Source organism: Shewanella goraebulensis, from assembly GCF_030252245.1.
GTDB lineage: Bacteria > Pseudomonadota > Gammaproteobacteria > Enterobacterales > Shewanellaceae > Shewanella > Shewanella goraebulensis.
This window is the reverse complement of sequence record NZ_CP126972.1, coordinates 1,803,351-1,828,031: the sequence shown is the minus strand read 5'-3', so window position 1 is coordinate 1,828,031 and position 24,681 is coordinate 1,803,351. Positions and strand designations below refer to the sequence as shown.

The following is a 24,681-nucleotide window of genomic DNA, read 5'->3' as shown; positions in this document are numbered from 1 at the left end:
AATGGACTAAAAATTGTTTGCTAAAATGTTGAGGAACGAAAACAGCCAACTGTTAGCAGTGATCTTCACCCGATAAAATAGACACCGTCCATTTTCAAAATAATTTCTGCTCAAATTCAACAGGTGTTTTATATCCTAAGCTCGAATGCAAGCGCTGTCTATTGTAGAAATAGTTTAAATAACCTTTGAGCTTAGAATGTAATTTAGTGCTCGTTTCAAATGTGTTTCCTCTGATTACATCCGCTTTCAATGAATGAAAAAAAGACTCGACCTTTGCATTATCTGTACAACAACCAGGCCTGTTCATGCTGGCTTTAATGTTGTGACACGCTAAATACTGTTGAACCACATGAGCTCTGTATTCTGCCCCTCTATCGGTGTGAAACAGAACAGTCTCGCTGGGTTTACGCTTTCTTATTGCGAGCTTTAAGGCCTTTAAAGTCAACTCTGTTGTTTTGTTCTTTCCAAATGCCCAGCCTATGACTCGGCGGGAATACAAGTCGATGACAACGGCTAAATAATGCCACCTAGCCCCTACTTTCAAATACGTAATATCTCCTGACCATTGTTGATTCATACCTGTCGCTTTGGCCAAACCTTTACGCTTATTTTCAATCGCTTTATAGAAGAACTTTACTTTCGCTGGTTTACTGTATGTCTTTAAAGACCGAGCTCTTAAACCATGCTCTCGCATCAACCTAGCAACTCGCTTTTCACTGGTAATGACTCCTTCTTTTTTAAGAGCGTGAAAGACGCGGGGGCTGCCATATGTTTGGTGATTAGCATTAAACACTTGTTCTATTTTAATCAGTAAATTTGCATCAGAAACGGCTCGTAAGGACACAAGACGATGACACCAAGCATAGTAACCACTACGTGATACTTTTAGCCAAGAGCATAGGTATTTGACGCCTAGTGTTTGTCCGAACTTTTGGATGAATCCAAATCGTTCTGATGTACTTCCGCCAGATACCGTTGCCACTTTTTTAGCAAGTCGTTCTCCTGCTTAAGCCGCTGATTTTCTTTCTTTAGTTTCTGGAGAGCCTTCAGTTCATTTTTAGTGGGTAGCTTACTCATAATTTCATTGTTGCTTGAATAGCGAGGGGCTTTAGAAAACTTACCTTCTTTGTATTCTTTTCGCCAACGACTCAACATTAACGGGTGAATATCAAGAGCTAGAGCAACATCCTTAGACATGACATCATCTCTTAAGCTTAGCTGGACTGCTTTGATTTTGAATTTTACAGGATAAAACCATGTCTTTCTTGGTTGGGTATATCTAGGCATTTTAGCCTCCTCAAAGTGATGAGGAGGTGTCTACTAAACTGGGGGAAGAGCATTGTCCGTTTGAACGCCTTGTTAGCTTACGACTGCTCATACACTGAACGTTCTTCTTTCCAATCATCATCGTCTAAATTGAAAAGTACCTGTTTATTAAATAGTTGCATTGGCATATGTGACATTTGTATAACACTTTTACCACTCGCGATTTCTGAATCTATAAATTCATCTATAGCTTGATGAAATGCCCATGCAGAAACGCTAAGCCAATATTCTTTTTCGTGATCGATTTTTTCTTCAACACTCCAATACAATTGATTCAATTGATCTGGATTGTTTTCGTCAATCACAAGCTCATTAGGCCAATACTTTTTTATATTTTCAAATAAAGTTGAACATTTCATATATATGTATTTAGTAAGCTAACGCCCTCGTTAATGGGCAAAATATTGTTGGCCATAATTGTTGAGGTACGAAACACAGCCAACTGTATTTTGTCCAGATTAAACAGCTTGTTATGTGTACTTTATTCGATGTTTTCTGCTTTCTCTTTTGCTACTTTAACCCTTAAAGAATGAAATAGAGAAGCAAAAACCAAAGTCGTGAATAATAAAAGTAAGCAAAGTAGCTTTATACCGATACTCTCATTTTCTATGAATACATTTAAAATTGCAGATAATAGTATGAACCCAACTAAATAGTAATTATGTATGCTACCCATTAAAACTCCTTGTACACATAACGCCCTGCTAATAAGTGAACCATGTGCTGGCGGGCGATTTGCTCAGCAAATGGCATGACAGCCTTGGTGAATCTGAATTTAGCAGCTTGTTAGCTAAGCATCGTGTACTGCATAATGAATAATTCGCTTACAAGCTTCGTTTGAACCTATATGCTCTTGCCTCATGGAATCCAACATTTCTTTGACCAAAAATACTTCTAGAAAATACGCCTTACCAGAACAATATTTTTCAGCAACTTCAGATGTCGGTAATGACATTTCTTCATCTGACATTTCAATTACCTGAGCATCTGAAGAAGCTAGGTAACTCCCCTCAATCAACTCGGCAAAAATTATGCCTTCATCATTGTAGTTCTCAATAGACTCAATTAATTTTCGAAGTTCCATTACTACCTAGCTAACGCCCCACTAAGAGGCAAAAAATAGTTGGTTATAATTAGCGACGCAGGAGCAAAACCAACTGTTATTTGTCCTGCTTGAGTGGCTTGTTAGGGGCTGCCAGCCAGAAAGCCAATGCTCCTACCATGCCACATATACCTAAAAATGATACACCTTGTAAAAACTGTAACCAACCATCTAAAGTGGGCACACCATCAATCATAGTTTTTACACCATTTACCGACGCTGACGTTTTCATTTCAGGATACCTTAACGGCCATGTAAAAATTGCCATTGGTATAGCTCCTAACACAAAGCCTGAAATTAAAGTTGCCCACCAATTTACCGAATTAAACTTACGTAAAAGAAAGTAAGCAGGAAGACCTAGAAACACAACAAAGCCAGCTGAAACTGCAATACAGATAGCTAGAAAGCCTCGCGTACGAACCCAGATATAGGGGTCATCATGTTCGAAAGTAACAAATTGGCCATACAAGTACCAAGCAGTAATTAATAATGCTGGTAAAAGTATTGCGGACATAAATGCGACGACAATCTTCATAGGCCCCTAACGCCCTGTTAACAGACAATAAAACAGTTGGTTAAAATACGCGACGAAGGAGCAAAAACCAACTGTTTTTTGTCCTTGTTAAACAGCTTGTTACAAGGTTTGTATTACTGGCTGATTTTATGATAAATAAAGTTAAATAGCCTGAACGATAAAAAATAAAGCAGCATATTTAACATTATTAGAACACCAATAAATACGTAATCACCGAACCCTTGAATTTGCCCACCTAGAACCATTAGGAAAAAACGGAAAGGCCATAATAAGTAGCCTGCTCCTAAAAATGTAAATGAGAAACTTATTATTAATACAGGAAATAAAAAACCTAATGATAATGCCCATTTGTCAGATTTGCGCATATCCCCTTAAACCTTATAACGCCCTAATAATGGGCAAAAAATTGTTTGCTAAAATGTTGAGGAACGAAAACAGCAAACTGTTTTTTGTCCTTATTTATTAGCTTGTTATATGGCAGAACTACCAAAAGCGCCACCATGGTTTTTTATTAGGAAAGTTAAGAAGTTTAGCGTTGTCATAGCAAACGCCACAAAGAATTTTAATGTTTGCAAATTCCTCTGCTTCTCCTTCCCACTCTCCAGTTTTATTTACTAAATCTTCGCATTCAGAACACCACGCGTCTGGTCTAGGATTCTCTGGTTGCTCAATTGACCACCAGAAACCTCTAGGATTTCCATCTTTCAGACTCTCAACGGTGTGCTGGCAGACAAACGTTTGTTGCTGCTTTCCATGTTCGCAACATTCAATATACTCGATTTCATCAGCCATACTTTAGTGCCATATAACGCCCGCATAAGCAGCGGACCAATTTGGGACGCATTTATGCGTCGTTTCTTTTTGCATTAAATGAGGCCGATGTTGAGGCCGTCTGCCTTAATGCCCTTGTTATATAACCTTCTTTGCGATCCAATGTATGGGGCTACGTAAAAAAGCAAAACAAACTAAACCAATAAATATACCAATTAAAACACGCATTCCTACAGAGTTCTCTGCATACAAGCTTTTGCCGACCCTAAGCTCTACCAATAAACTCTTGTTTTTCTGATGCTTTCCTTTTATTTCTTTTTCTGTCATTCGGTTTAGAAATTCTTCACATGTTGCATAAGTACCAGGCGAAAAGTACTCCTTTCCATCAAGTGTGAAATAGCCTCTAAGTTTGCCTCTTGCGCTAACTTTGCAACTTAGATCACTATTGGTTAAATCTACTGACTCAATATTTTTATCAGCGCGCACAACCAATATATAAATCACACCTAGCGTGATAAAAAGTGTCGCAATAGTCGCATCTAGAGCAAATTTAAAGTTGACGGTTTTCACTGAACCTCATAGTTATATAACGCCCCAATAAGGGGCTAAAAATTGTTTGCTAAAATGTGTAGCGAAGCGAAACCGAGCAAACTGTTTTTAGTCCCGCTTAATTGGCTTGTTATAAGTTTATTTCCACAATTCTGTTTTTACATATTGTTTTAAAGCAGAAGATAACTCATCAAGTTTTCCGTAGCTACTTAGGTCAATAGAACCAGAAGAATCTTTTAAAACTAACTTAATGACTTTGCCACCTTTTAGTTTTTGTTTTACTTCCGTTACGTTTTCCCAAGGAAGTACATTATATCCATCTTGCTCAATAGACTTTAAGCCCTCTTTGAGAAGGTGAATCTCATGGTTTTTAGTAAACGCCAAAAATCTTCTAGTACCAAGTATGTTTGAGCCAACAGCAATAACACCTGTAATACCAAAAATAAAGGTGAACCTAACCCAATCAAAACCTTCTCCTTTTGATGGCAAGTAAAATAAAGTAGCTAGTCCAATCACGTACAACGCAACAAAAAAGGGACTTCTTTTTCTTTTATTTATTACACTTTGACTAATTTTATACACAGAACTCTCGAAACTTATAACGCCCGCTTAAGCGGACAAAAATTGTTGGTTATAATGTGGAGCGAAGCGGAACCTAACCAACTGTTTTTGTTCCGTTTAAAGCGCTTGTTATGTGATTGTGATGCTAGAGTTGACTATAGATTTAACCACTTCTATTTTCTCTAATATTTTATCAGCACTTTTACTGCCAACACCATCAAGAGCCAATAATTGTTCTTTTGTTAGAAGAACGACATCTTCAGCTCTCTTATAACCTGAATTTAGCAACGATTTCTCGACTCTAGTATTGATATCAAAAATTTGTTTTAGATAGCCTTCATCTCGGTAGTGAAAGTTTGAAATATCTTCAAATGAAAAATCAATATTTAACATTAGAACATCAATGATGGAATCATAATTGTTATAATACTGTAGCAATTTATCTTCTACATACTTTAACTCTGGATGCTCTTTCTTGAAATTATCTATCTGTTTTGCACGTTCAAAAATAGTGTCACTACTAGAGTAAATTTCCTTTATTTCACATACGTACTTAATATAATCGTCGCGATCTGAGCCGTAGGCATCAGATGCGCCAACATCATTATTATCATCTAAAGAATACTTACTATTTACCTTTGGCAACCAAACACCATGTTGTTGCTCTTTTAGAAAATCTGGGATTTGTTCTTCGCTTTCAACACACATTCCAGTTGCTTTGAGAATTTTAATAGGTGTTCTCAACTGAAAGGTTGGCGAAAACTGCAATCCTTCAACAACACCATCGAATCCAGATGCACTATATGAATTACTACTTTCACTCGGCTTTATAGCCAACTCTTGAGTTTCTTTGCTAGCCAAAGAGCGGTTACTACCAAATAATTTCAAAAATTTTGTGAACATACCCACTCCGATGTCAATATTTTTGCGAAATCACATAACGCCCTGTTAAGAGGCAAATTGTAGTTGGCTATAATGTGAAGCGGAGCGGAACCAGCCAACTGTTATTTGTCCCGCTTGAACAGCTTGTTAGCAGTACATTACACTGTCGTAATATTACTTCCCTTAAACCATAAACAATCGTTGTCTAAGTCTATTTCGCTAGATACCTCATCGTATGGATCCAAACTTAAATAAACCATAGAGTTATTTACTATGAGTTTACATTGACTAATGTAACTAGCTGAAAAATCTTCGTAAAGTGAATATTCAGTAAGCTGACAAATTTTAAATGATGAAATACCTCCATCGTTTGAAATAAGCTTAATTTCAGCGAAGTTATTCGATGTATCCCAATCATATCCAATGATGATCTGAGAAAGCATTTTATCTCTGAAATAAGATGAATCCACGAAACTTTCCTTGTACTGCTAACGCCCCAATCAGAGGCAATAAAATAGCTGGTTAAAATTAGCGAGGCACGAGCAAAAACCAGCTGTTTTTTGTCCTGCTGAATTGACTTGTTAGGGCACTTCTAAGTTTTGCCCCAAATAGTTTTTTTATAATTAAAGTTTTTTGCTGCATTATCAAGAGAAGGCATAATAGTTAACTCTGATATATCCAATTTATAAAGCAACTGTAACAATGATTTTGCTTCCGAAATAGGCAAGGATAGCCGAATAGCTCCATGCCTAGTATAAAGTTTATTTGGTCTATTTAATGTAATAGCTGTATCCAAGGAAGGCCATTCACCATTATCAATATAGTAAGCATTGGCATTGTTTATTCTTGTAAACAAACCTCGTTGGGCACCTAAAAATCTATTATTAGCTTTAGGGGCAGAAATAAGCTCAATACTTTTAATGTCTTTTAACAAGTGCGTACTCAAACAAATGATAGAAAAGTATGAACCAGCCTTTTGAGACAATGCTGATTTGGCGGCAAAGTAAGATGCAATAAATGGCGATTCAGTCCAGTCTAAAAGCCTTGTTGATACCCCGTGGTGTTGAGCTAAGGCGATGCTTGGCAAAAGTTTTTGCTCAAATATGTCATCGGAGCCATCTACTTGCCCTTTAAACAAACTGTAATCAATTGGAGTTTTTATTCCTACATGATCAGCAGCTTCTAAAAATAAATATACTGATCTAATTTCAGCATGTGTTTGTATTTTTACATGCTCAAGACGATCAGACTTTAAGCTTTCATGGGGGGGCTGAGGGGTAAAGTTTTCCAACTTGTTATCTTCACGATGTGCCGTCGGCATCAAAGGCCACTCTCTTTGGGCTTGACCTCGAAAAATGAAACTATTCGTGAATTTTTCACTTACATCAAAAACACTTTTGGGCTCAAATATATTTTCTTCAAGCAAAAAGTTAAAAAATTCTCGGGCTGTTTCAAACGATTCGTCTACATCATACATAGGTTGGATAATACTCCTAGTGCCCTAACGCCTAAATCAGGTGCGCCGTAGGCGTCACCTGGATTTACTTGTTATATGGCGATTACACATTACACCCCTTATTCAAGGGTGAATTATGCCAATTGTTACATCCACTCAATTCCGCAAATAGCTCTGATGGATATTGTATGACATCAATAATATTTTTTGCAGAAATGTCTTTTGTGCTAAAACCTTCATGCTCGACGGGTTCAGAAACATCATGACCACGATTCTTGAGAAAAACTCGAAACATTTTATTTTGGGGTAGATAGCTATCTTTGAGCTGGCTCATAGGAACACTAGCCTTTACTATGCACGGAGTTCCAACTTTACTCAAAACATCGCCTATGTCAGTGTGCTCATGGCAACCATAGAGAGACTCACCACCCCAGTATTTGAAGAAACATTCAATTCCACATTGTGATGCTAAATATGGCTCAAAGAAACAGAACCATATCATGTCAGTTCTGTATTCGGCAGCTGCATGGTTAGTTCTTTTTAATTCATCTGAGACCTTCTCACTTATTAATGAATTGGTTTTCATTTGTTCAATTCTATCAATAAGTGTTGATTCACTTTGCGCTTTCATTCCAGTTTTTAGAATGCTTTCTATTTCATGTGGAGCGAGCCTTGTACAATGATAACCAGTCAAGCTATGTTTCTTTAGTTCTTCACGAAACTTAACGACAAATTCATCATAAAAATAGGCACTACACTGATTTGAACAATGACATTCCCAGCCTGTAAATCGTTCAATATTTTCATCTAACAGCTTGATAATTTCATCAGGCCAAGTGTCCATAGACTCAATGATTATGTTAATAGATTTCTCCTTTAAAACTACTTGAAGAATATGAGATGTTTATTTAGCCATATAACGCCTTACTAATGGGCGAATAAATGCTTGGCTAAAATTAGCGACGAAGGAGTGCAAGCCAAGCGTTTTGCGTCCTTTTGAGTAACTTGTTAGGTGTATGTTATTGCTAAACTACCAAGCTTTTCTTTTGCTTTAAATATGTCTTTGCCTACAACAAATACACGGTACCTTGGATCATTGGGTGCGTTAAAAGCCGGAATATCATTGCGAATTGAATGTATGCCAATTTTATCCAGCATGCTTTCTAGTTCTAGCGCCTCTGCTTCAACTTTAAAAAAGCCAACTAAATGCCAGTGCTCCTGTTTTAGAATGTAATCATAGAAGAACTCACAAGCCTCAGTTTCAGAATCCGATGTATAGATAGGTTTAGAATCTATTCCTCTTTCAGAATAAAAAACAGCCCATTCGCCCCATACCTTATCTATGCAGTAAGCATCACTTTGGCGTGATAACACAGCAAAGCTTTCTGGCGTACAACCTTCTGCTAATAATTTTTCAGTTAACTCTGATGCGAACACTTGATACACCTAACGCCCTGTTAAGGGGCTGATAATGTTTGGCTAAAATGTGAAGCGAAGCGGAACCCAGCCAAACTTTAGCAGTCCCGTTTGAACAGCTTGTTATGTGTAAATTTTTAGCTGAACTTTGCCGTTTATAATTTCTAAGTTACCAAACTCACCAACAACCTTAAAGCCTTGATTTGTCTTAATTAACGAATCTATATTGCCATAATCAAATGAACCATTTATATCTTTGATTGGTTTTACACTACTTTGTTCAGCAAGCCCTGAATATGAAGTAAAACCCGTAAATTGAATTTCACATTTACGGTAGCAAGTATATTCATCAGGTTTTGGACTTAGATAATGAGGCGAATCAGGCCAAATGCTAGCCTCAATTTTGAATGTGATTTCTGTGTCATTTGAACTCCAACCGAGAACAAACGAGTCATTGAAATCTATACCTTTGAAAATATCCATATACTCGACGATATCCGTTTACACATAACAGCTTATTATACGGCACGCCTGATAAAGTCGGCCGTTTAAGTTATTGATTTATAACATCCTACATTCTCTATGTCTTTGATGTAAAGCAATAAAATTCTCTTGGCATCCTAAAACAAACCGAGCTTGCGCGTTAAAGTCGCTTAAAAAATAAGTGATGAAATTTATTTCCAACATTATCAGACAATTATAGATTTTTAGTTAAGCATGAATTACGACTTTAGACTTATTTGATGAGCTGTTTGATTTAAATTAAGCCAAATCCCATTATACCTGTATATAAAAACAGTTCATTAGATTGTGCAATCTAGGCTGTAAGGATGGCAACTGTAAAAAAGCAATTTCATTTAAATGTTTATGGAAAACGAAGATAAGCATTGTTAAATAGAGCTTTGGTTCTAACTAACTTTGGGGCAAAAACGCGTTAGAACTACAAACGAAGTTTAAAGCTGGATAGTCCCCCGTTGGAAATCTTTCGCTTTCCAGAAAATTTCGCCGGGGCTGCTGGGGAGATGCAAGAGGGGTGAGCAGTTTCACCCTTCTTGCTCTGGTGTGAGCGAAGCGCCACGACTTTGATTTTGCTGTTATCTTTGTTGTAATGATGCGGTAAATAAACGAAGTCAGACACTGGATAATCCCATCGAAAACTAAGCGCTTTTTAGCATTTTTTGTCTGGGACACTGAGGATTTCCAAAGGAGCGCAGGCGTTTTGCCCCTTTGCTCGCTCTTTACAAAAAATGGGGCGAAGCGCCACGACCTTGATCTTGCTTTTAGCTACAAAAACAGTCCACTGCTAACTAACGTAATAATGACAATAAATCATCAGCATTGCCCTGCCATTGGCTCTTAGCACTGCCCGCTAAAATACTGTCAGCTAAACTTTGTTTATGTTGCTGCATTTCTTGGATTTTCTCTTCCACCGTACCTTGTGCAATCAGCTTATATACAAACACTGGATTAAGCTGACCTATGCGATGCGCTCTGTCTGTTGCTTGTTTTTCAGCTGCTGGATTCCACCAAGGGTCAAAATGAATAACCGTATCGGCTGCTGTTAAATTAAGTCCTGTACCACCCGCTTTTAAGCTGATTAAAAATACTGGTACTTCACCTTCTTGGAAGGCATCAATTTCAACCTGACGGTTACGGGTTTGGCCAGTGAGCTTACTGTAGCTTATGCCCATATCGATAAACTCTTGCTCAATAAGTGCCAGCATACCGGTAAATTGGCTGAATATGAGTATCTTACGCCCCTCTTCCACCATTTCAGGCACGTTTTCAGTCAACCATGTTAGTTTGGCATTGTTTTCTACGTATTGAGCTTGTTCAAGCTTTACTAAGCGAGGGTCGCAACAAGCTTGACGGAGTTTAAGCAAGGCATCTAAGAACTCAATATGACTACTTGAAACACCTTGTTTAGCAAACAATTCCCGTAGCTTTTTCTCCATCACCAATCGAATACTTTCGTATAAGTTACGCTGATCTTTCTCGAGCTCTAAGGTCTGCACAATAATGGTTTTTTCAGGCAGCTCTGACATCACTTCGCTTTTAGTACGGCGGAGTAAAAATGGCGCGATACGATTTAGTAAAACTGCAGATTTTTCAGTATCCGCTTGTTTTTCGATTGGGCCTCTAAACTCTTTATTGAAATAGGCATGTTGGCCTAAAAGCCCAGGTAAACAAAAATCCATCAAAGACTTAAGTTCGCCTAGATGATTCTCTAACGGTGTACCAGATAGGCATAACCTAAACTGACCTTTAAAGGTTTTTAGTGCTTGCGTCACTTTAGCTTGAGCATTTTTAATTTGCTGGGCTTCATCTAAAATAATGTGTTCAAAACTGTATTCACTGTAAACAATCTCATCACGCAAAATCAGCGGATAAGTCGTCACGATAACATCAAAGTCCTCAATTTGATCTAATAAAGCTTGGCGTTTATTACCGTGAACCACCAGCACTTTTAAATCAGGAGTAAATTTTTGCGCCTCTTTATACCAATTACCCACAAGGCTTGTTGGACAAACAATCAAGCTTGGTCTGGTTTTTCCTGACGTTGTCCTAGTTGGCACATTTAAGCTTGAACTTACCGCTGCGGCCTTCATTTGTTTTGCTTTTAACAAAAATGCCAAAGTTTGCAGGGTTTTACCTAGCCCCATATCATCAGCAAGAATACCGCCTAACTGATACTCTTTTAAAAAACAAAGCCAGTCATACCCCTGTTTTTGATAATCACGTAACGTGGCATTCAATCCCGTAGGCAATTCAACAGCTTGGATACCTTTAAACTCAGAAAGCTTACTAGCAAGGTGTCTTACCCGTTCGCCATTTAATAAACGAATATCACTTTCTGATAATTCATTGAGTAAGTCAGCTCGGTTACGGGGTACTTCTAACAAGTCACCGCCACCTCGTTGAAACAACTCTTGAATTACCGATATTAACGGCTTGATGGTTTTAGCTTTAATCTTTACAAAACGGCCGTTTGGCCCTGGAAGGATCAGCTCTTGCTCATCATCAGGTTCGCCATTTTGTTGCAACCACCTTGCAACTAAGCTCAAAAGCGGCACACTTTGCCCTTCAATATCGGCATTTAGCGATAGCGAAAACCAACCACTGTCTTCATCGTCGTCTAAATCAACTTCGATATCGGCTTCAATAATGTTTAAATCAAACTCTGGGGCAAACTCAACTTCATAACCTAGATCTTCTAGAGTCATGATCCCAAATGTGGTTAATTGCGCCCACTCGTTGACCATTTCAGGCATTAAACCAAGACTGTAATAACTGACTGAATTGTTGGTATAGGTGAGTAAGCTATTATCAATGGCTTGCAGTTGCAGGCTTTGTAAACATTCAATGGCTTGTGTTTCACTGTCGAGTGCACGATGAATTTGATACTGAGTTTTGCCGCGTTTTATTAAACTGATTTTCTCGCGGCTGACTTTCCCTGGAATGGTAATATCGCCATAAGCAAATTCAAGCTGTAATACTGGTTGAACAACCGCGCTGTCGTTTAACTGCACCATAGTAAAGGTTAATTTAACCTTCAACGGATCTTCGATTTCATGAAATTCAATTTCACTGGGAACAGGCACACTTTTAGGCGAAAAGTGACGCAGCATTTTGTCACTAATGCTATCAACCTTATCTAATGGCACTGGCGGCATTTGTTGCAGTAACTTAAGTTTTTCAACGGTTAATTCTGTTGCTACGCCGCCAATTTTTAAATAATCCAAATCGACAAACATAGGCGGACACGTGGCAATAAACTCCCAATTATCTAACTCCGGCATGCTCATGCTAATTTGGGTATGACGCGCATCTGTTTCTTGCCAAACAAAATCAGGAGTAACAGGATTAGTGATAGTAAGTGGTGTGCGGCTTTCTTCCCAAAAACAAGTTTTAAGTTCCAGCATTTTATTTAAAGCTAATGCGCAGATTTCACCTTCTAAATAAATTTTTGAAGCACTTTTAGAAGATGACAATAATAGGCTGATAATTTGGCTATCTTCAGGGTTAATCCACCAAGGAAGATGATATTTAACATCGTTTAAAGCAACTTTACTGCCCTTGTTGTATTGGCCTTTTTTATTTAATTTACTGCGCTTAAAATCGACAAAAATACCGTGATGATCGCTAGATAAAGTAAAAATAATGCGATCTTTTTCTTCATCCTCTTCTTCAACTGGGTTAATAAGGTCTTGTTTTTCTAGCTGCATTAACCACTGACTCAAACGCTGTTCTTCAACCGGTTTTTTATCAATTAAGGCTAAAAGCGCGGCAGCGACGTGCTTACAGTTAGTCGCTACCGGACAGGTGCAATGAGACTTCATCACAATTTTATGATTAACGTTAACCAAAGTAATATCTTGGCGGTATGGCTCAATCGCAGAGCCCACCACAAAAGATTCGATATTATGGTTTTCTTGGCTTGCATGTACTTCAAGTACACGCCCTTCAATCAGATAGTTCTGTGCTTTTTGAAGTTGAACAGAAGAAAATAACTTAGCAATAAGGTCTAAGCTAATTTTAATTGGAAGATTAAACAATTTGGCCGACATGCACTATTCCATACAAGCTGTAGCAAGAAAAATTGGCTACACAACAACGAACGTAACCATCCATTGTATGGAAGAAGATGGCAAAATTCTACTGTATTTGGCCATCTTCAAAAAAAACATCACCCTTGTAGTAAATACTCTTCGGCAGCTTCTATCTCGCGAGGTTTTCCGACGAGCATAATGATGTCTTTGCGCTCGAAGACCCACTCTTCTGGTGGCGGGCTCAGTTCCTCGCCTTTACGCCTCACAGCACGTATTTCAACACCTAATTGAGACCACGGAATCGCCGTTAACTTCTTACCTACCGCATTTGAACCTGTATCCAATGACACTGCGTGCAGTAATTCAAGGGTAAAGTCCGTTTCAGCACCGGTAAAAAATCCATGTAAATATTGATAATGATTACGCCTTTCTGACTCTAGCCGCTTAATAATTCGCGGCAATGGCACGCCACACTTATATAGCACCTGTGACACCAACATCAAACTCCCTTCTAGTTTTTCAGGGATAACCTGAGTCGCCCCCATTTCTTTTAAGCTATCAAGTTCAGCATCATCTGTGGTGCGCACTAATATTTTGGTTTCTGGAGCCAGTTTACGAGACAAAGCCAAACATTCTTCCACCTGCCTTGATTCACCAAAAGTAATCACCACCATACTTGCACGGCGTATGCCTATTTGTTTCAGCAACCCCATTTTACAAGCGTCACCAAAGAACACAGGCTCGCCTGCAATTTTTGCCTCTGACACTCGTTTAGGATCTAAATCTAATACCACAAAAGGCACAGCCTCTGTTTTTAAAAAGCGTGCGATTGTTTGTCCTACTCGGCCATACCCCAATATTAAGACTAAGTCTCCGTCTTCAGGTGGCGGTAATATAAACTCATCTTCCAACTGGTTCTTTTTAGACGTTTTACCTTCAATTTTTTGCGCGATTTCGACACTGTTTCTCACAAGCCAAGGCGCAATTGACATTGAAAGCACAGCCACCATCACGAATATGGTGCTCATTTGAGTTTCGAGTAATTCATAGTTCACAGCTAAAGCAAGGACAACAAAACTGAATTCACCCACCTGTGCTAGGCTAATCGCGGTACTTAACGCCACTTTGAACTGCTCACCGCCTAGTTTTAAGATGCCAAATACCACAATGGTTTTCGTCAGCAGTACAGCAAAGAGTATCAATAAAATTTGCCACCAAAACTCAGCCACAATGGTGAAATCAAGCAACATTCCAATAGAAATAAAAAATAGCCCCATTAATAAGTCACGAAACGGCCTAATATCTGCTTCAAGCTGACGGCGGTACTGGCTTTCACCTAATAACATACCGGCAATAAATGCTCCCAATGCCATTGATAAACCTAACCACTGGGTGAATGCACCAGTAACTAACACCACGACTAATGTAGAAAGAACAAACAACTCATTGGAACGAGAGCGGGCAACTTCATCAAATATGCGCGGCAATATCCATTTACCAAAAGACATTAAACCAATAAAAGCGAGGATCCCTGTTAACAAACCCCAAGCTAAATCAAGAAAGCCAATTGGGTCGCCGTTAGTGGATAGTAGTGGCAGAACGATTAATAAAGGAACCACGGCAATATCTTGAAATAACAACACACTGACGGATAACTCACCGTGCCTTCTTCGCATCCAACCTTGCTCGTTTACTAACTTGAGCACAATTGCTGTAGACGATAATGCGACAGCCGAACCGATCACCACAGCGGCAATCATATTTTGGCCAAATAACAAGGCAACAAGACCTGCAATTAATGCCGTCAAAGTCACTTGTGCACTACCTAAGCCAAAAACCGTACGGCGCATAGACCAAAGCTTAGGAACGGAAAACTCAAGTCCTAAGCTAAACATGAGTAACACCACGCCGAGTTCGGCTACTGAGTGCATTTGCTGCTGAGTAAACCAATGAAAACCGCTAGGCCCGCTGACAACACCTGTGAGTAAATATGCCAGAATTGGCGGTAAGCCAAATCGACGTAATAGAGAGATTGCCACAATTGCAATCACCAACATTGAGAGAATATGGATGAAAATGCTGTGCTCCATAAATACGTGTTCTCCGAGTCAAAAAACTAGCGATGAAAGAAACAGTTTATTAACAAAGCAATTCATTAACAATAACCATATGAAAATAAGCAATAAAAAATATTAGGCACAATTATTGCTTACAAATTGATACAGATAGCAAGAATAAGCAGTAATGACACTTGCGAGTAAAGTTAGCATCATCAAATGAGGTAAAAATAATGGATTACGCAATAGCTTCACAGCCATATCCAGAACAAAACTGGGATAAATCAGCACCTTACAAAAGTATTAAAAGTGCTGACTCAGAAAATAATTTGATGAAAATTCTCCAACAAATGCATTCAAGTTTAGATCCAAGAACTGTATTTGCCAGTTACGGCAATACGCTTGGCCAACTATTGCCGATACAAGGGTTACAGCTTAATCATCAACTAAAACTCAATTGGGGTCGCTGCCATGGCTTAAACCAACAACGGGTCATTAGTGGTTTTGGCGAACCCTATAGTATTAAGTATTATCTCAAAGCACCGCTTACCCCAAACCAGTTATTACAATTAAATGAGCTAGAAACCCTGTTTTCTCAGCCATTTGCTAACGCCATCAAGTTTGAAAAAATGTCTAATCAAGCTATGTTTGACGCCTTAACAGGTTTAGGAAACCGCTACTATTATCGTCAAAGTATCAAAAGTGCATTAGCAAGGGCGAATCGAAAGCAAGGCGATATCTCGTTGTTAGTGTTGGATTTAGATAACTTCAAAAGTTTAAATGACAAACATGGTCATAAGTTAGGCGACACTATTTTGTCTGAGTTTGCTGAATTGGTAAATGAAGCTATTCGTAATACCGACCAAGCATTTCGTATTGGTGGTGATGAATTTATTATTATAGCCCAAGGAAATGAACTCGAAATGACACCTCTGTGTCAGCGTATTATTGCGGCAATGGTAGAGCACCCATTAATGAGTGCTTTTAACGTGCAATGTAGCCTCGGTGTTGCTGACTCTAAAGAGACACAAGCACAAGACAAGTTGTACGAGCGTGCAGATGCGGCATTATATGCAGCAAAGGCATCTGGTCGAAACTGCTTTAAATTCAGCACCGAAGCAAACTAAGTAACAAGCGGAGCAACAAATAGAGCAACTAGGTATTATTAAAAGCAGAAAAACAGCTTGTTATAATTTAAAACCGAGCTCTTGTTGCTGAGCTAAAAATCGTTTGTCGACCCATAGCCCAATTGCAGCCACAAGGTAGTCATTATAAAAGACCAGCGGGATCTGATTTCTCTGCCATGGAGGCACGGCAAGTTCTTGCCATATCTTTTTAAGCTCACGTCCCTTGTCTCTAAAATGAGGCTGACAACGAGTACTTCCTTTTGCCCCATAAACAATCGTGACACTTTCATTTCTTGGCATTCTTAAGCGTATACCTTGATCGACCATAAAAATCTGATATTCGTTAATCGTTAAGCTATTTGCTGCCTGTGGCGGTTCTTCTGAGATAAAACCAGATAGTGTGTTGATGACGTCAGCTTGATCAACCTTCAAACTCACCTCATCAATCACAGGGACAATGTAAGCATTGCCAGCAAAACGTTTAATTGAATAGTCACCACAGTGGACATTCACTTTGGCATCATCTGCGGCGTTGAGTGTTTGTTCAATAATTTGCTCAAGCTGGGATTGAGAAGGTAAATTAAAGCCTTGGCTTTGGATAAAGCCCCTTAGCAGTAATCCCTGCCACTGATAAGATTGCTCTCTTAAATCTAGCAATTTAAATGCTGGGAATTGCGCCTTTACCGAAGAGTCAATGAAGTCAGGTAAGCGATTATTCACTTCTTGTTCAATTACTTGTTGCTGTTGAGCACATAAATTGGCACTTCTTGAAGCCGTGACAGCAATACTCGGCCAGCGCTGTTTTAATCGAGGGATAATATCTTGGCGTAAAAAATTACGATCAAATTGCTCATCTTGATTACTCTCATCTTCAATATGCTTTAGCTCAACTGATGCGGCAAAAGATTCGATTTGGCTTCTAGACACATCAAGCAGAGGTCTAACAATCCAGCTGTGCTGATTAAAGAGTTGCATAGCCCCCATAGCAGCCAAGCCTTTAGGACCTTGTCCACGCTTTAACGCTAACAATACCGTTTCAAGTTGATCATCTTGATGGTGAGCAGTTAATAAAATGTCACCTTGATTAAGGTATTTTTTGAATACGTTATAACGGGCATCACGCGCTATCGCTTCTAAGCTTTTGCGCGGCGCTTTAGTGAGGTTAACTCGCTCGATTTGAATCGGAAGCTGGTATTTTTTTGCTTGAGTTAAACAATGCTCAACCCAAGTTTCAGCGTTATCGCTCAAGCCATGATGAACATGGACTAACAGACATGGAACATCCGGGTGCTGCTGAGCAAATAGACTTAGGCCATAAGCAAGACACTCTGAATCAACCCCGCCACTGTAAGCTAATACTAACTTAGGTTGCTGATTGCCTAATAAAACAGGTGAATTAGATGAAAGCAGTGCTAAAGTATAGCGCTCGATAGCTTGGCTTATTTCACTGACTGTCATCATTTGCATCCCTACTTGGATTAATGAAACTGATTGAATTAGTTGAGTTAATAGAAGCAAAGCCAATGAGTGCTGATAGTGCTTATATTAAAATCAACTTAGTAACTTATAACTAAAAAACAATCTTAACGTTTTTAGAGCCAACTAAGCTTTCAATCGCCAGCATCAACTCATCTGTCGGGTTAACGCGCCATTCATCGCCCAAGTTTAACTGCCCTGCTGCTTCTTGTTGCTGGTAATTAATCACCACAGGCACACTGCCATTTTTCCATGGTGTTAATGCGGCTTCAAATTGTTCAAGCCAAGCTTGATTAATATCATCTGCAGTCACGTTAATTTCTACCGCATTAGCAAAGTGGCTGCGCGCTTCACCAATCTCGATAATATTGCGTGCCGTCATGCGATTGCCGCCAGCAAAGTCATCAAAACTGACTTCACCTTCACAAATCAAAATACGGTCTTTCTCTAGTAAATGATTAAACTTCTCAAACGCTTCAGTAAATAACATCACTTCTAAGCGGGCGCTTTTATCATCTAAAGTCACTAGACCCATTTTAGATCCACGCTTAGTTATCATCACGCGAGTCGCAATCACTAAACCTGCCGCTTTCATGGTTTTACCGCGATCTGTTGGATGCACATCTTTAAGACGACCTGAAGTATATTGCTTTAACTCTTTTAGGTATTGGTTGATTGGATGACCCGTCAGGTATAACCCTAAGGTATCGCGCTCACCTTCAAGCCATACTTTATCTGGCCAAGTGGCACACTCAACAAAGCTTTGTTTGTTGTCTTCAGGCTCTGAATTAAGCAAGCCAAACATGTCATTTTGACCAGTAGCCTCAGCTTTTGCATGCTGTGCTGCGGCTAAAATAGCCTCAGGTAAAGTCGCTATCATGGCTGCTCGGTGCGGTCCTAAATTATCCAATGCACCTGCACAAATGAGCTTTTCAATTACACGCTTATTGAGTTTTTTCAGATCGATTCGAGCACAAAAATCGAATAAATCGGTAAAAGGCCCATCTTTACGCGCATTTAGAATCGATTCTACTGGGCCATCACCAACCCCTTTAATCGCACCAATTCCGTATACGATATTTAAGTCATCATCGACAGTGAACTTGAACAAGCCCTTATTCACATCTGGCGGGATAATCGGCAAGCCCATACGCTCACATTCATCCACCAAAATAACAATTTTATCAGTGTTATCCATATCCGCAGACATTACTGCAGCCATAAACTCAGCTGGGTAGTGGGTTTTAAGCCACAAGGTTTGATAAGAAACTAAAGCATAAGCCGCTGAGTGAGACTTGTTAAAACCATAACCTGCGAATTTTTCCACCAAATCGAAAATCTTCATCGATAAGGGGCCATCAACGCCATTCTTTATTGCACCTTCTTCGAAAGTACCACGCTGCTTAGCCATTTCTTCTGGCTTTTTCTTACCCATTGCACGACGCAGCATATCCGCGCCGCCTAAGGTGTAGCCTGCAAGTACCTGCGCAATTTGCATGACTTGTTCTTGATATAAAATAATGCCGTAAGTAGGCTCTAGCAGTTCTTTTAATGACTCATGTTGATATTCAGCATCAGGATATGAAACTTCTTCACGGCCATGCTTACGTTCAATGAAGTTATCTACCATGCCTGATTGCAGTGGGCCTGGACGGAAAAGTGCCACTAGTGCAATCATATCTTCAAAACAATCGGGCTGAAGACGTTTAATCAAGTCTTTCATACCACGGGATTCTAATTGGAATACCGCAGTGGTTTCGTAACGCTGTAGCAATCTAAAAGATTTAGGATCGGTTAAACTAATTGATTCAATCCTAACCGGCGCTTCCCCTGCTTTTGCTAAGCGAGGGTTAATCATTTGCAGTGCCCAATCAATAATGGTTAGGGTTCTTAACCCCAAGAAATCAAATTTAACTAAACCAGCGGTTTCAACATCATTCTTATCAAACTGGGTGACAGGGTTTAAACCTTCAGCGTCACAGTACAGTGGTGAGAAATCTGTAATTACGGTAGGTGAAATTACAACACCACCGGCATGTTTACCCGCATTACGTGTAACGCCTTCTAAGCGGCGGCACATGTCAATCAGCTCACGGACATCTTCATCTGCGCTATAGGCTTCAGGTAATGAAGGTTCCACTTCAAACGCTTTCGTCAACGTCATCCCAGGTTCAGCTGGGATCATTTTAGTCAGACGCTCAACAAAACCATAAGGATGGCCTAAAGCACGCCCAACGTCGCGCACAACAGCTTTTGCAGCCATGGTACCGAAAGTAATAATTTGCGAAACCGCATCTCGTCCATATAACTCAGCAACGTGATCAATCACTTCATCACGGCGATCCATACAAAAATCGACATCGAAATCGGGCATAGATACACGTTCAGGGTTCAAGAAACGTTCAAATAATAAATCATACTCTAACGGGTCTAAGTCGGTAATTTTTAGAGCATATGCCACAAGAGAGCCCGCACCAGAACCACGGCCAGGTCCGACTGGGATATCGTTATCTTTACCCCATTGGATGAACTCCATTACGATCAAGAAGTAACCAGGGAATCCCATTTGGTTGATAACTTTAAGCTCGACATCAAGTCGTTCATCATACTCGGGGCGCTTTTCTAAGCGTTCTTTTTCATCTGGAAATAAAAACTCAAGCCTTTCCTCTAAACCTTTCTCAGATATATCAACAAGGAAGTCTTCAATGGATAAATCACCTGTAGGGAAGTTAGGCAAAAAATATTCATTTAAGCGAATGGTGACATTACAGCGCTTGGCTATTTCAACTGAGTTAGAAAGTGCAGAGGGAATATCAGCAAACAATTCACACATTTCTTCTTCAGTACGTAGATATTGTTGGTTGCTGTATTTCTTGGGACGGCGAGGATCTGCCAAGGTAAATCCATCATGGATCGCCACCCGAATTTCATGAGACTCAAAATCATCTGCTTTTAAAAATACCACTTGGTTAGTAGCAACCACAGGCAAGTCTTTTTCTGAAGCAAGCTGAACCGCCATATGCAAATAACGTTCTTCGTCAGGGCGGCCAGTTCGTATTAACTCAAGAAAATATCGGTCTTCAAAATGAGTTTTATAGAACTCAACCAGTTCATCAACTTGAGTCTGATTATCTTTTAATAAGGCCTTACCAACATCGCCCTCTTTTGCTCCCGAGATCAATAAAATACCGTTATTGAATTTAACTAACCATTCTTGGTCGATAACAACTCTGCCGTTAATTTGTCCACGTAAATACGCTTCACTGATTAACTGGGTCAAACTTTGGTAACCATCATTATTTAACGCAATGATAGTGACCGCGCAAAAATCGTCAGCAAAACCTGGTACTTTCATCCAAAAATCAGCGCCGACAATCGGCTTAATACCTGCCCCATGAGCACCACCGTAGTATTTAACTAAACCGCAAAAGTTATTTTGGTCGGTTATGGCTAATGCTCCCATCCCAAGCTCTGAAGCTTTGGCTAAGATAGGTTTTACTTTTGCCACGCCATCTGACATGGAAAAATCACTGTGAACACGAAGGTGGACGAAACGAGGATCGGACATAGATTATGATATCTTTGGAATGCTTGATTAAAAGGAAAAAACCGCTGACCAGATTAGCAAACTAACCTAATTTATAATAGTGAATAATCAATATTACGATGTCATTAATGATTTTAAAATATGCACACAGGCTTAGGGAAACGTTACCTTATTTTTCTGTAATATCGAAGGTAACGCTGTTACTGACATCTCTTTGGTGCCGTAACCGATTCAAGCTCTATAGTAAGAATTAACTTCTATCTAAAAGCGCCATAACCGGCTTAAAACTTTTGCGATGTTCATCTAACACCCCATGAGTCTCAAGAGCCTCAAAGTGTGCTTTTGTTGGGTAACCTTTGTGATTAGCAAAGCCATATTGCGGGTATCGAGCATCAAGTTCTGCCATTTCTCTGTCACGAGTCACTTTAGCGATGATTGATGCGGCACTGATTGCAGCAACTAAGCCATCGCCTTTGATAATGGCATGACTTTGAATTCCAAAATCAGGTGAACGGTTCCCATCAACTAATACCCGCTCAGGCTGAATAGATAAACCACTAACAGCTCTTTGCATCGCAAGCATTGTAGCGTGAAGGATATTAATTTTATCAATTTCGGTGGGAGACGCTCGGCCAACACTGATAGCTAATGCTTTATCGATAATTTCAATATACAAAGCTTCACGACGTTTCTCTGTAAGCTTTTTAGAATCGTTTAAACCAGTAATAGGATTGCTAGGATCTAATATGACAGCTGCCGTCACAACATCACCCACTAATGGGCCACGACCAACTTCATCGACACCTGCAACAACACCACGGCTAATGTATTCTACTTGTTCAGGCGTGATACCTTTAATTACCGCAGGAATTCGGCTCATTACACATTCTCTTGTGATGGGTGGTTTATTTGGGATACTGCTTCGTTATTGCTCGTTGATAACTTTGATTACTGCTTCCGCAGCACGGTCACTTGCATTACAACGAAGTGTAAGATGCATCTTTTCAAACTCAGCTTTCAAAGGTGCGAAATCAATGTTCAATTGTTCAATTACAGCAGCTGCAATATTGTGCTCATTACACTCGTCTTGCACAATTTCAGGAATTATCGCGCGATCAGCTAATAAATTAGGTAACGAATAGTGTTCAAGGCTCATCAATCTTTTAGCGATACTGTATGTCAGCCCGTTCACTCTATATGACATGACTGTCGGACGTTTAACTAACATTGCTTCTAAAGCAGCGGTACCTGAGGCTAAAAGTATGGCATCTGATGCTGCCATCACTTCGCGAGATTGACCTTCAATCAGCTCAATTTCTAAATCTGGGGCGAACTCTTTAAGAGCTGCAACAAACTGCAGTCTACGTGCTTCGTTCACTAGTGGAGTGACAAACTTAATATCAGGATATTTTTGTTTAACAATCACAATCGCTTTGATGAAAGGTTCAGCAAGTTGCTTAAGCTCACTTCCGCGAGAACCCGGTAATACTGCTAAATATTCAGCATGAGGATCTAAGCCCAGTAATTCTCTAGCAGCTAATTTATCACTTTCCATTGGTATATCATCAGCCAATGTATGACCAACAAAGGTACAAGGAACTTGATATTTATCGTAAAAGGCTTTTTCAAAAGGCAGTAGCGATAGCACCATATTGGTTGCTTTTGCAATTTTAAAGATACGCTTTGGACGCCAAGCCCACACAGATGGGCTGACATAATGAACGGTTTTAACACCTTTGTTTTTGAGCTTTAACTCAAGACCGATATTAAAATCTGGCGCATCGATGCCGATAAAGCAATCAGGTTTAGCCTGACAAATTTTTTCAATCAGCGTAGCTCTAACTTTGAGTAGTCTAGGTAGTCGGCCTAAAACCTCAACTATCCCCATCACTGCGAGCTCTTCGTATGAAAAGAAACTTTCAAAGCCAAGCGCTTCCATTTGAGGGCCGCCGATACCGATAAACTGGGCATCAGGATATTGCTTTTGCAAGGACTTAATTAATCCAGCACCTAAAATATCGCCGGAGAGTTCTCCGGCGACCATTGCAAATATACGAGGGGTATTATTTGTCATTGTTTATTTTATCGAATGATCCCACGAGATGAGCTATTGATAAATTCAACCATACCTTTAACGTATTCATCGGATTCAGCATCTTCTGAGATTTCAGCTAATGCTTCCTCAATCGTTAAGTTTTTACGGTACAGTGACTTATAAGTACGACGAATCGCGTGTTGTGTCTCTTTGGTAAAGCCACGACGTTTTAAGCCTTCAGCATTTAAACCGCGCGGAATTGCAGGACTCCCCGCAGCCATAACAAATGGCGGCACATCTTGGAAAATAGTTGACGATCCAGCAGTAAAGGCATGAGCACCAATATGCACAAACTGATGAACCCCAGTCATGCCGCCTAAAATAGCCCAGTCACCCACATGTACATGACCAGCAATAGATGCATTGTTTGCCATGATAATGTTATCGCCTAAAACACAATCGTGAGCGATGTGAACATAAGCCATCAATAGGTTATTTGAACCAATGCGTGTTTCACTATTATCTTGAATCGTGCCACGGTGAATAGTCACATTTTCGCGGACAATATTATTATCACCCATGATCAATGTGGTTGGTTCACCTGCATATTTTTTATCTTGACACTCTTCACCAATGGAAGAGAACTGAAAAAAGCGGTTACCTTTACCAATGACACTTGGGCCTTTGATCACCACATGAGAGCTGACCCATGTATCGTCACCAATTTCTACATCAGCGCCAATATAGCTCCAAGGGCCAATAGTGACATTGTTGCCGATTTTTGCGTCAGGATGTACGAATGCTAACTTATCAATCACTTGTTGATCTCTCTACGTGCACACATAATTTCGGCAGAACACGCTAATTCGCCATCGACGAATGCTTGTCCTTCAAATACACCAATCCCTCGGCGTTCTTTAATCATTTTGACATGGAAATGAACTTGGTCACCTGGAGAAACGACACGTTTAAAACGTGCTTTATCAACACCAGCAAGTAAATATAATACATCTGGTGAAGGCTCAGGGCTCATGGTCTTAAATGCCAATAAACCTGTAGCTTGTGCCATGGCTTCGATAATCAATACACCAGGCATAACAGGTTTTACAGGGAAATGACCTTGGAAAAATGGTTCATTAAACGTCACGTTTTTAATCGCATGTAAAGATTCACCAACGGTATAATCTAATACACGGTCAACTAACAAAAATGGATATCTATGAGGAAGATACTGAAGAATTTCTTCAATATCCATTGTATTTAATTGGTTTGACACGCTTAAGTCCTCGCA

The 24,681-nt window shown here is 39.6% G+C and carries 22 protein-coding genes; 1 reads left to right on the top strand and 21 read right to left on the bottom strand.

What is annotated here, in order from left to right; all coding sequences use genetic code 11:
* Positions 1-94: 94 nt before the first annotated feature.
* The 15 genes from QPX86_RS07640 to QPX86_RS07570 all read right to left on the bottom strand — a co-directional run bounded on the left by QPX86_RS07640 (position 95) and on the right by QPX86_RS07570 (position 15,238).
* A protein-coding gene (locus QPX86_RS07640) for an IS3 family transposase (protein ID WP_285164821.1) occupies positions 95-1,287 on the bottom strand; the annotation gives its coding sequence in 2 pieces (ribosomal slippage) (positions 95-979 and positions 982-1,287; 1,191 coding nt in all).
* 77 nt (positions 1,288-1,364) lie between these two features.
* Complete coding sequence (locus QPX86_RS07635) at positions 1,365-1,631, bottom strand: hypothetical protein (RefSeq protein WP_285164820.1); 267 nt, start codon at positions 1,629-1,631, stop codon at positions 1,365-1,367.
* Positions 1,632-2,116: 485 nt separating this feature from the next.
* Entirely contained in the window at positions 2,117-2,410 is a 294-nt protein-coding gene (locus tag QPX86_RS07630) for a hypothetical protein (protein ID WP_285164819.1), read from the bottom strand.
* A 76-nt stretch (positions 2,411-2,486) separates the two neighbouring features.
* Positions 2,487-2,963, bottom strand: coding sequence for a hypothetical protein (locus QPX86_RS07625; protein WP_285164818.1), 477 nt, complete (start codon positions 2,961-2,963; stop codon positions 2,487-2,489).
* Positions 2,964-3,446: 483 nt separating this feature from the next.
* Positions 3,447-3,755, bottom strand: a complete 309-nt coding sequence (locus tag QPX86_RS07620; RefSeq protein ID WP_192021235.1) for a hypothetical protein — start codon at positions 3,753-3,755, stop codon at positions 3,447-3,449.
* A gap of 117 nt (positions 3,756-3,872) precedes the next feature.
* Positions 3,873-4,304 carry a hypothetical protein gene (locus QPX86_RS07615; protein WP_055026585.1) on the bottom strand — a complete coding sequence of 144 codons (432 nt, stop codon included), beginning with the start codon at positions 4,302-4,304 and terminating at the stop codon, positions 3,873-3,875.
* A 117-nt stretch (positions 4,305-4,421) separates the two neighbouring features.
* Positions 4,422-4,865 (bottom strand): hypothetical protein, encoded by a 444-nt coding sequence (locus tag QPX86_RS07610; protein WP_285164817.1) that lies wholly within the window; start codon positions 4,863-4,865, stop codon positions 4,422-4,424.
* Between the two features lie 108 nt (positions 4,866-4,973).
* A complete protein-coding gene (locus QPX86_RS07605) occupies positions 4,974-5,747 on the bottom strand; it encodes a hypothetical protein (RefSeq protein WP_285164816.1) in 774 nt (257 codons plus the stop codon).
* A gap of 137 nt (positions 5,748-5,884) precedes the next feature.
* Positions 5,885-6,196, bottom strand: coding sequence for a hypothetical protein (locus QPX86_RS07600; RefSeq protein ID WP_285164815.1), 312 nt, complete (start codon positions 6,194-6,196; stop codon positions 5,885-5,887).
* Positions 6,197-6,318: 122 nt separating this feature from the next.
* Positions 6,319-7,203, bottom strand: a complete 885-nt coding sequence (locus tag QPX86_RS07595; protein ID WP_285164814.1) for an FRG domain-containing protein — start codon at positions 7,201-7,203, stop codon at positions 6,319-6,321.
* Between the two features lie 82 nt (positions 7,204-7,285).
* Positions 7,286-8,026, bottom strand: a complete 741-nt coding sequence (locus QPX86_RS07590; protein ID WP_285164813.1) for a hypothetical protein — start codon at positions 8,024-8,026, stop codon at positions 7,286-7,288.
* A 164-nt stretch (positions 8,027-8,190) separates the two neighbouring features.
* Positions 8,191-8,619 carry an SPOR domain-containing protein gene (locus QPX86_RS07585; protein ID WP_192022264.1) on the bottom strand — a complete coding sequence of 143 codons (429 nt, stop codon included), beginning with the start codon at positions 8,617-8,619 and terminating at the stop codon, positions 8,191-8,193.
* Positions 8,620-8,721: 102 nt separating this feature from the next.
* The gene (locus QPX86_RS07580) at positions 8,722-9,081 is read right to left on the bottom strand and encodes a hypothetical protein (RefSeq protein WP_192022262.1); all 360 of its coding nucleotides are present in this window, start codon (positions 9,079-9,081) and stop codon (positions 8,722-8,724) included.
* Positions 9,082-9,905: 824 nt separating this feature from the next.
* Entirely contained in the window at positions 9,906-13,166 is a 3,261-nt protein-coding gene (locus QPX86_RS07575; RefSeq protein ID WP_285164812.1) for a DEAD/DEAH box helicase, read from the bottom strand.
* A 119-nt stretch (positions 13,167-13,285) separates the two neighbouring features.
* Positions 13,286-15,238, bottom strand: a complete 1,953-nt coding sequence (locus QPX86_RS07570; protein ID WP_220753869.1) for a monovalent cation:proton antiporter family protein — start codon at positions 15,236-15,238, stop codon at positions 13,286-13,288.
* A gap of 200 nt (positions 15,239-15,438) precedes the next feature.
* Here QPX86_RS07570 and dgcS point away from each other — a divergent pair, with 200 nt between their 5' ends.
* A complete protein-coding gene (gene dgcS, locus QPX86_RS07565; protein ID WP_220753868.1) occupies positions 15,439-16,332 on the top strand; it encodes a diguanylate cyclase DgcS in 894 nt (297 codons plus the stop codon).
* Positions 16,333-16,392: 60 nt separating this feature from the next.
* Here dgcS and tilS read toward each other — a convergent pair whose 3' ends face one another.
* The 6 genes from tilS to fabZ all read right to left on the bottom strand — a co-directional run bounded on the left by tilS (position 16,393) and on the right by fabZ (position 24,666).
* Positions 16,393-17,793 (bottom strand): tRNA lysidine(34) synthetase TilS, encoded by a 1,401-nt coding sequence (gene tilS / locus QPX86_RS07560; RefSeq protein WP_285164811.1) that lies wholly within the window; start codon positions 17,791-17,793, stop codon positions 16,393-16,395.
* Between the two features lie 109 nt (positions 17,794-17,902).
* Positions 17,903-21,376: a DNA polymerase III subunit alpha gene (gene dnaE, locus QPX86_RS07555; RefSeq protein WP_285164810.1), complete on the bottom strand. Its 3,474-nt coding sequence runs from the start codon at positions 21,374-21,376 to the stop codon at positions 17,903-17,905.
* A 229-nt stretch (positions 21,377-21,605) separates the two neighbouring features.
* Entirely contained in the window at positions 21,606-22,235 is a 630-nt protein-coding gene (rnhB, locus tag QPX86_RS07550; RefSeq protein WP_285164809.1) for a ribonuclease HII, read from the bottom strand.
* A gap of 45 nt (positions 22,236-22,280) precedes the next feature.
* Positions 22,281-23,429, bottom strand: coding sequence for a lipid-A-disaccharide synthase (lpxB, locus tag QPX86_RS07545; RefSeq protein WP_285164808.1), 1,149 nt, complete (start codon positions 23,427-23,429; stop codon positions 22,281-22,283).
* An 8-nt stretch (positions 23,430-23,437) separates the two neighbouring features.
* Positions 23,438-24,208 carry an acyl-ACP--UDP-N-acetylglucosamine O-acyltransferase gene (lpxA, locus tag QPX86_RS07540; RefSeq protein WP_285164807.1) on the bottom strand — a complete coding sequence of 257 codons (771 nt, stop codon included), beginning with the start codon at positions 24,206-24,208 and terminating at the stop codon, positions 23,438-23,440.
* Complete coding sequence (gene fabZ, locus QPX86_RS07535; protein WP_220753863.1) at positions 24,205-24,666, bottom strand: 3-hydroxyacyl-ACP dehydratase FabZ; 462 nt, start codon at positions 24,664-24,666, stop codon at positions 24,205-24,207. The genes lpxA and fabZ overlap by 4 nt, the downstream gene beginning before the upstream one ends.
* Positions 24,667-24,681 lie beyond the last annotated feature (15 nt).

Coding starts and splice junctions, on each gene's coding strand:
- rnhB (WP_285164809.1), bottom strand. CDS start 22,235: ATGAGCCGAATTCCTGCGGTAATTAAAGGTATCACGCCTGAACAAGTA.
- QPX86_RS07605 (WP_285164816.1), bottom strand. CDS start 5,747: ATGTTCACAAAATTTTTGAAATTATTTGGTAGTAACCGCTCTTTGGCT.
- QPX86_RS07630 (WP_285164819.1), bottom strand. CDS start 2,410: ATGGAACTTCGAAAATTAATTGAGTCTATTGAGAACTACAATGATGAA.
- dnaE (WP_285164810.1), bottom strand. CDS start 21,376: ATGTCCGATCCTCGTTTCGTCCACCTTCGTGTTCACAGTGATTTTTCC.
- QPX86_RS07595 (WP_285164814.1), bottom strand. CDS start 7,203: ATGTATGATGTAGACGAATCGTTTGAAACAGCCCGAGAATTTTTTAAC.
- QPX86_RS07620 (WP_192021235.1), bottom strand. CDS start 3,755: ATGGCTGATGAAATCGAGTATATTGAATGTTGCGAACATGGAAAGCAG.
- QPX86_RS07575 (WP_285164812.1), bottom strand. CDS start 13,166: ATGTCGGCCAAATTGTTTAATCTTCCAATTAAAATTAGCTTAGACCTT.
- QPX86_RS07580 (WP_192022262.1), bottom strand. CDS start 9,081: ATGGATATTTTCAAAGGTATAGATTTCAATGACTCGTTTGTTCTCGGT.
- QPX86_RS07625 (WP_285164818.1), bottom strand. CDS start 2,963: ATGAAGATTGTCGTCGCATTTATGTCCGCAATACTTTTACCAGCATTA.
- dgcS (WP_220753868.1), top strand. CDS start 15,439: ATGGATTACGCAATAGCTTCACAGCCATATCCAGAACAAAACTGGGAT.
- QPX86_RS07590 (WP_285164813.1), bottom strand. CDS start 8,026: ATGGACACTTGGCCTGATGAAATTATCAAGCTGTTAGATGAAAATATT.
- QPX86_RS07570 (WP_220753869.1), bottom strand. CDS start 15,238: ATGGAGCACAGCATTTTCATCCATATTCTCTCAATGTTGGTGATTGCA.
- tilS (WP_285164811.1), bottom strand. CDS start 17,793: ATGATGACAGTCAGTGAAATAAGCCAAGCTATCGAGCGCTATACTTTA.
- lpxB (WP_285164808.1), bottom strand. CDS start 23,429: ATGACAAATAATACCCCTCGTATATTTGCAATGGTCGCCGGAGAACTC.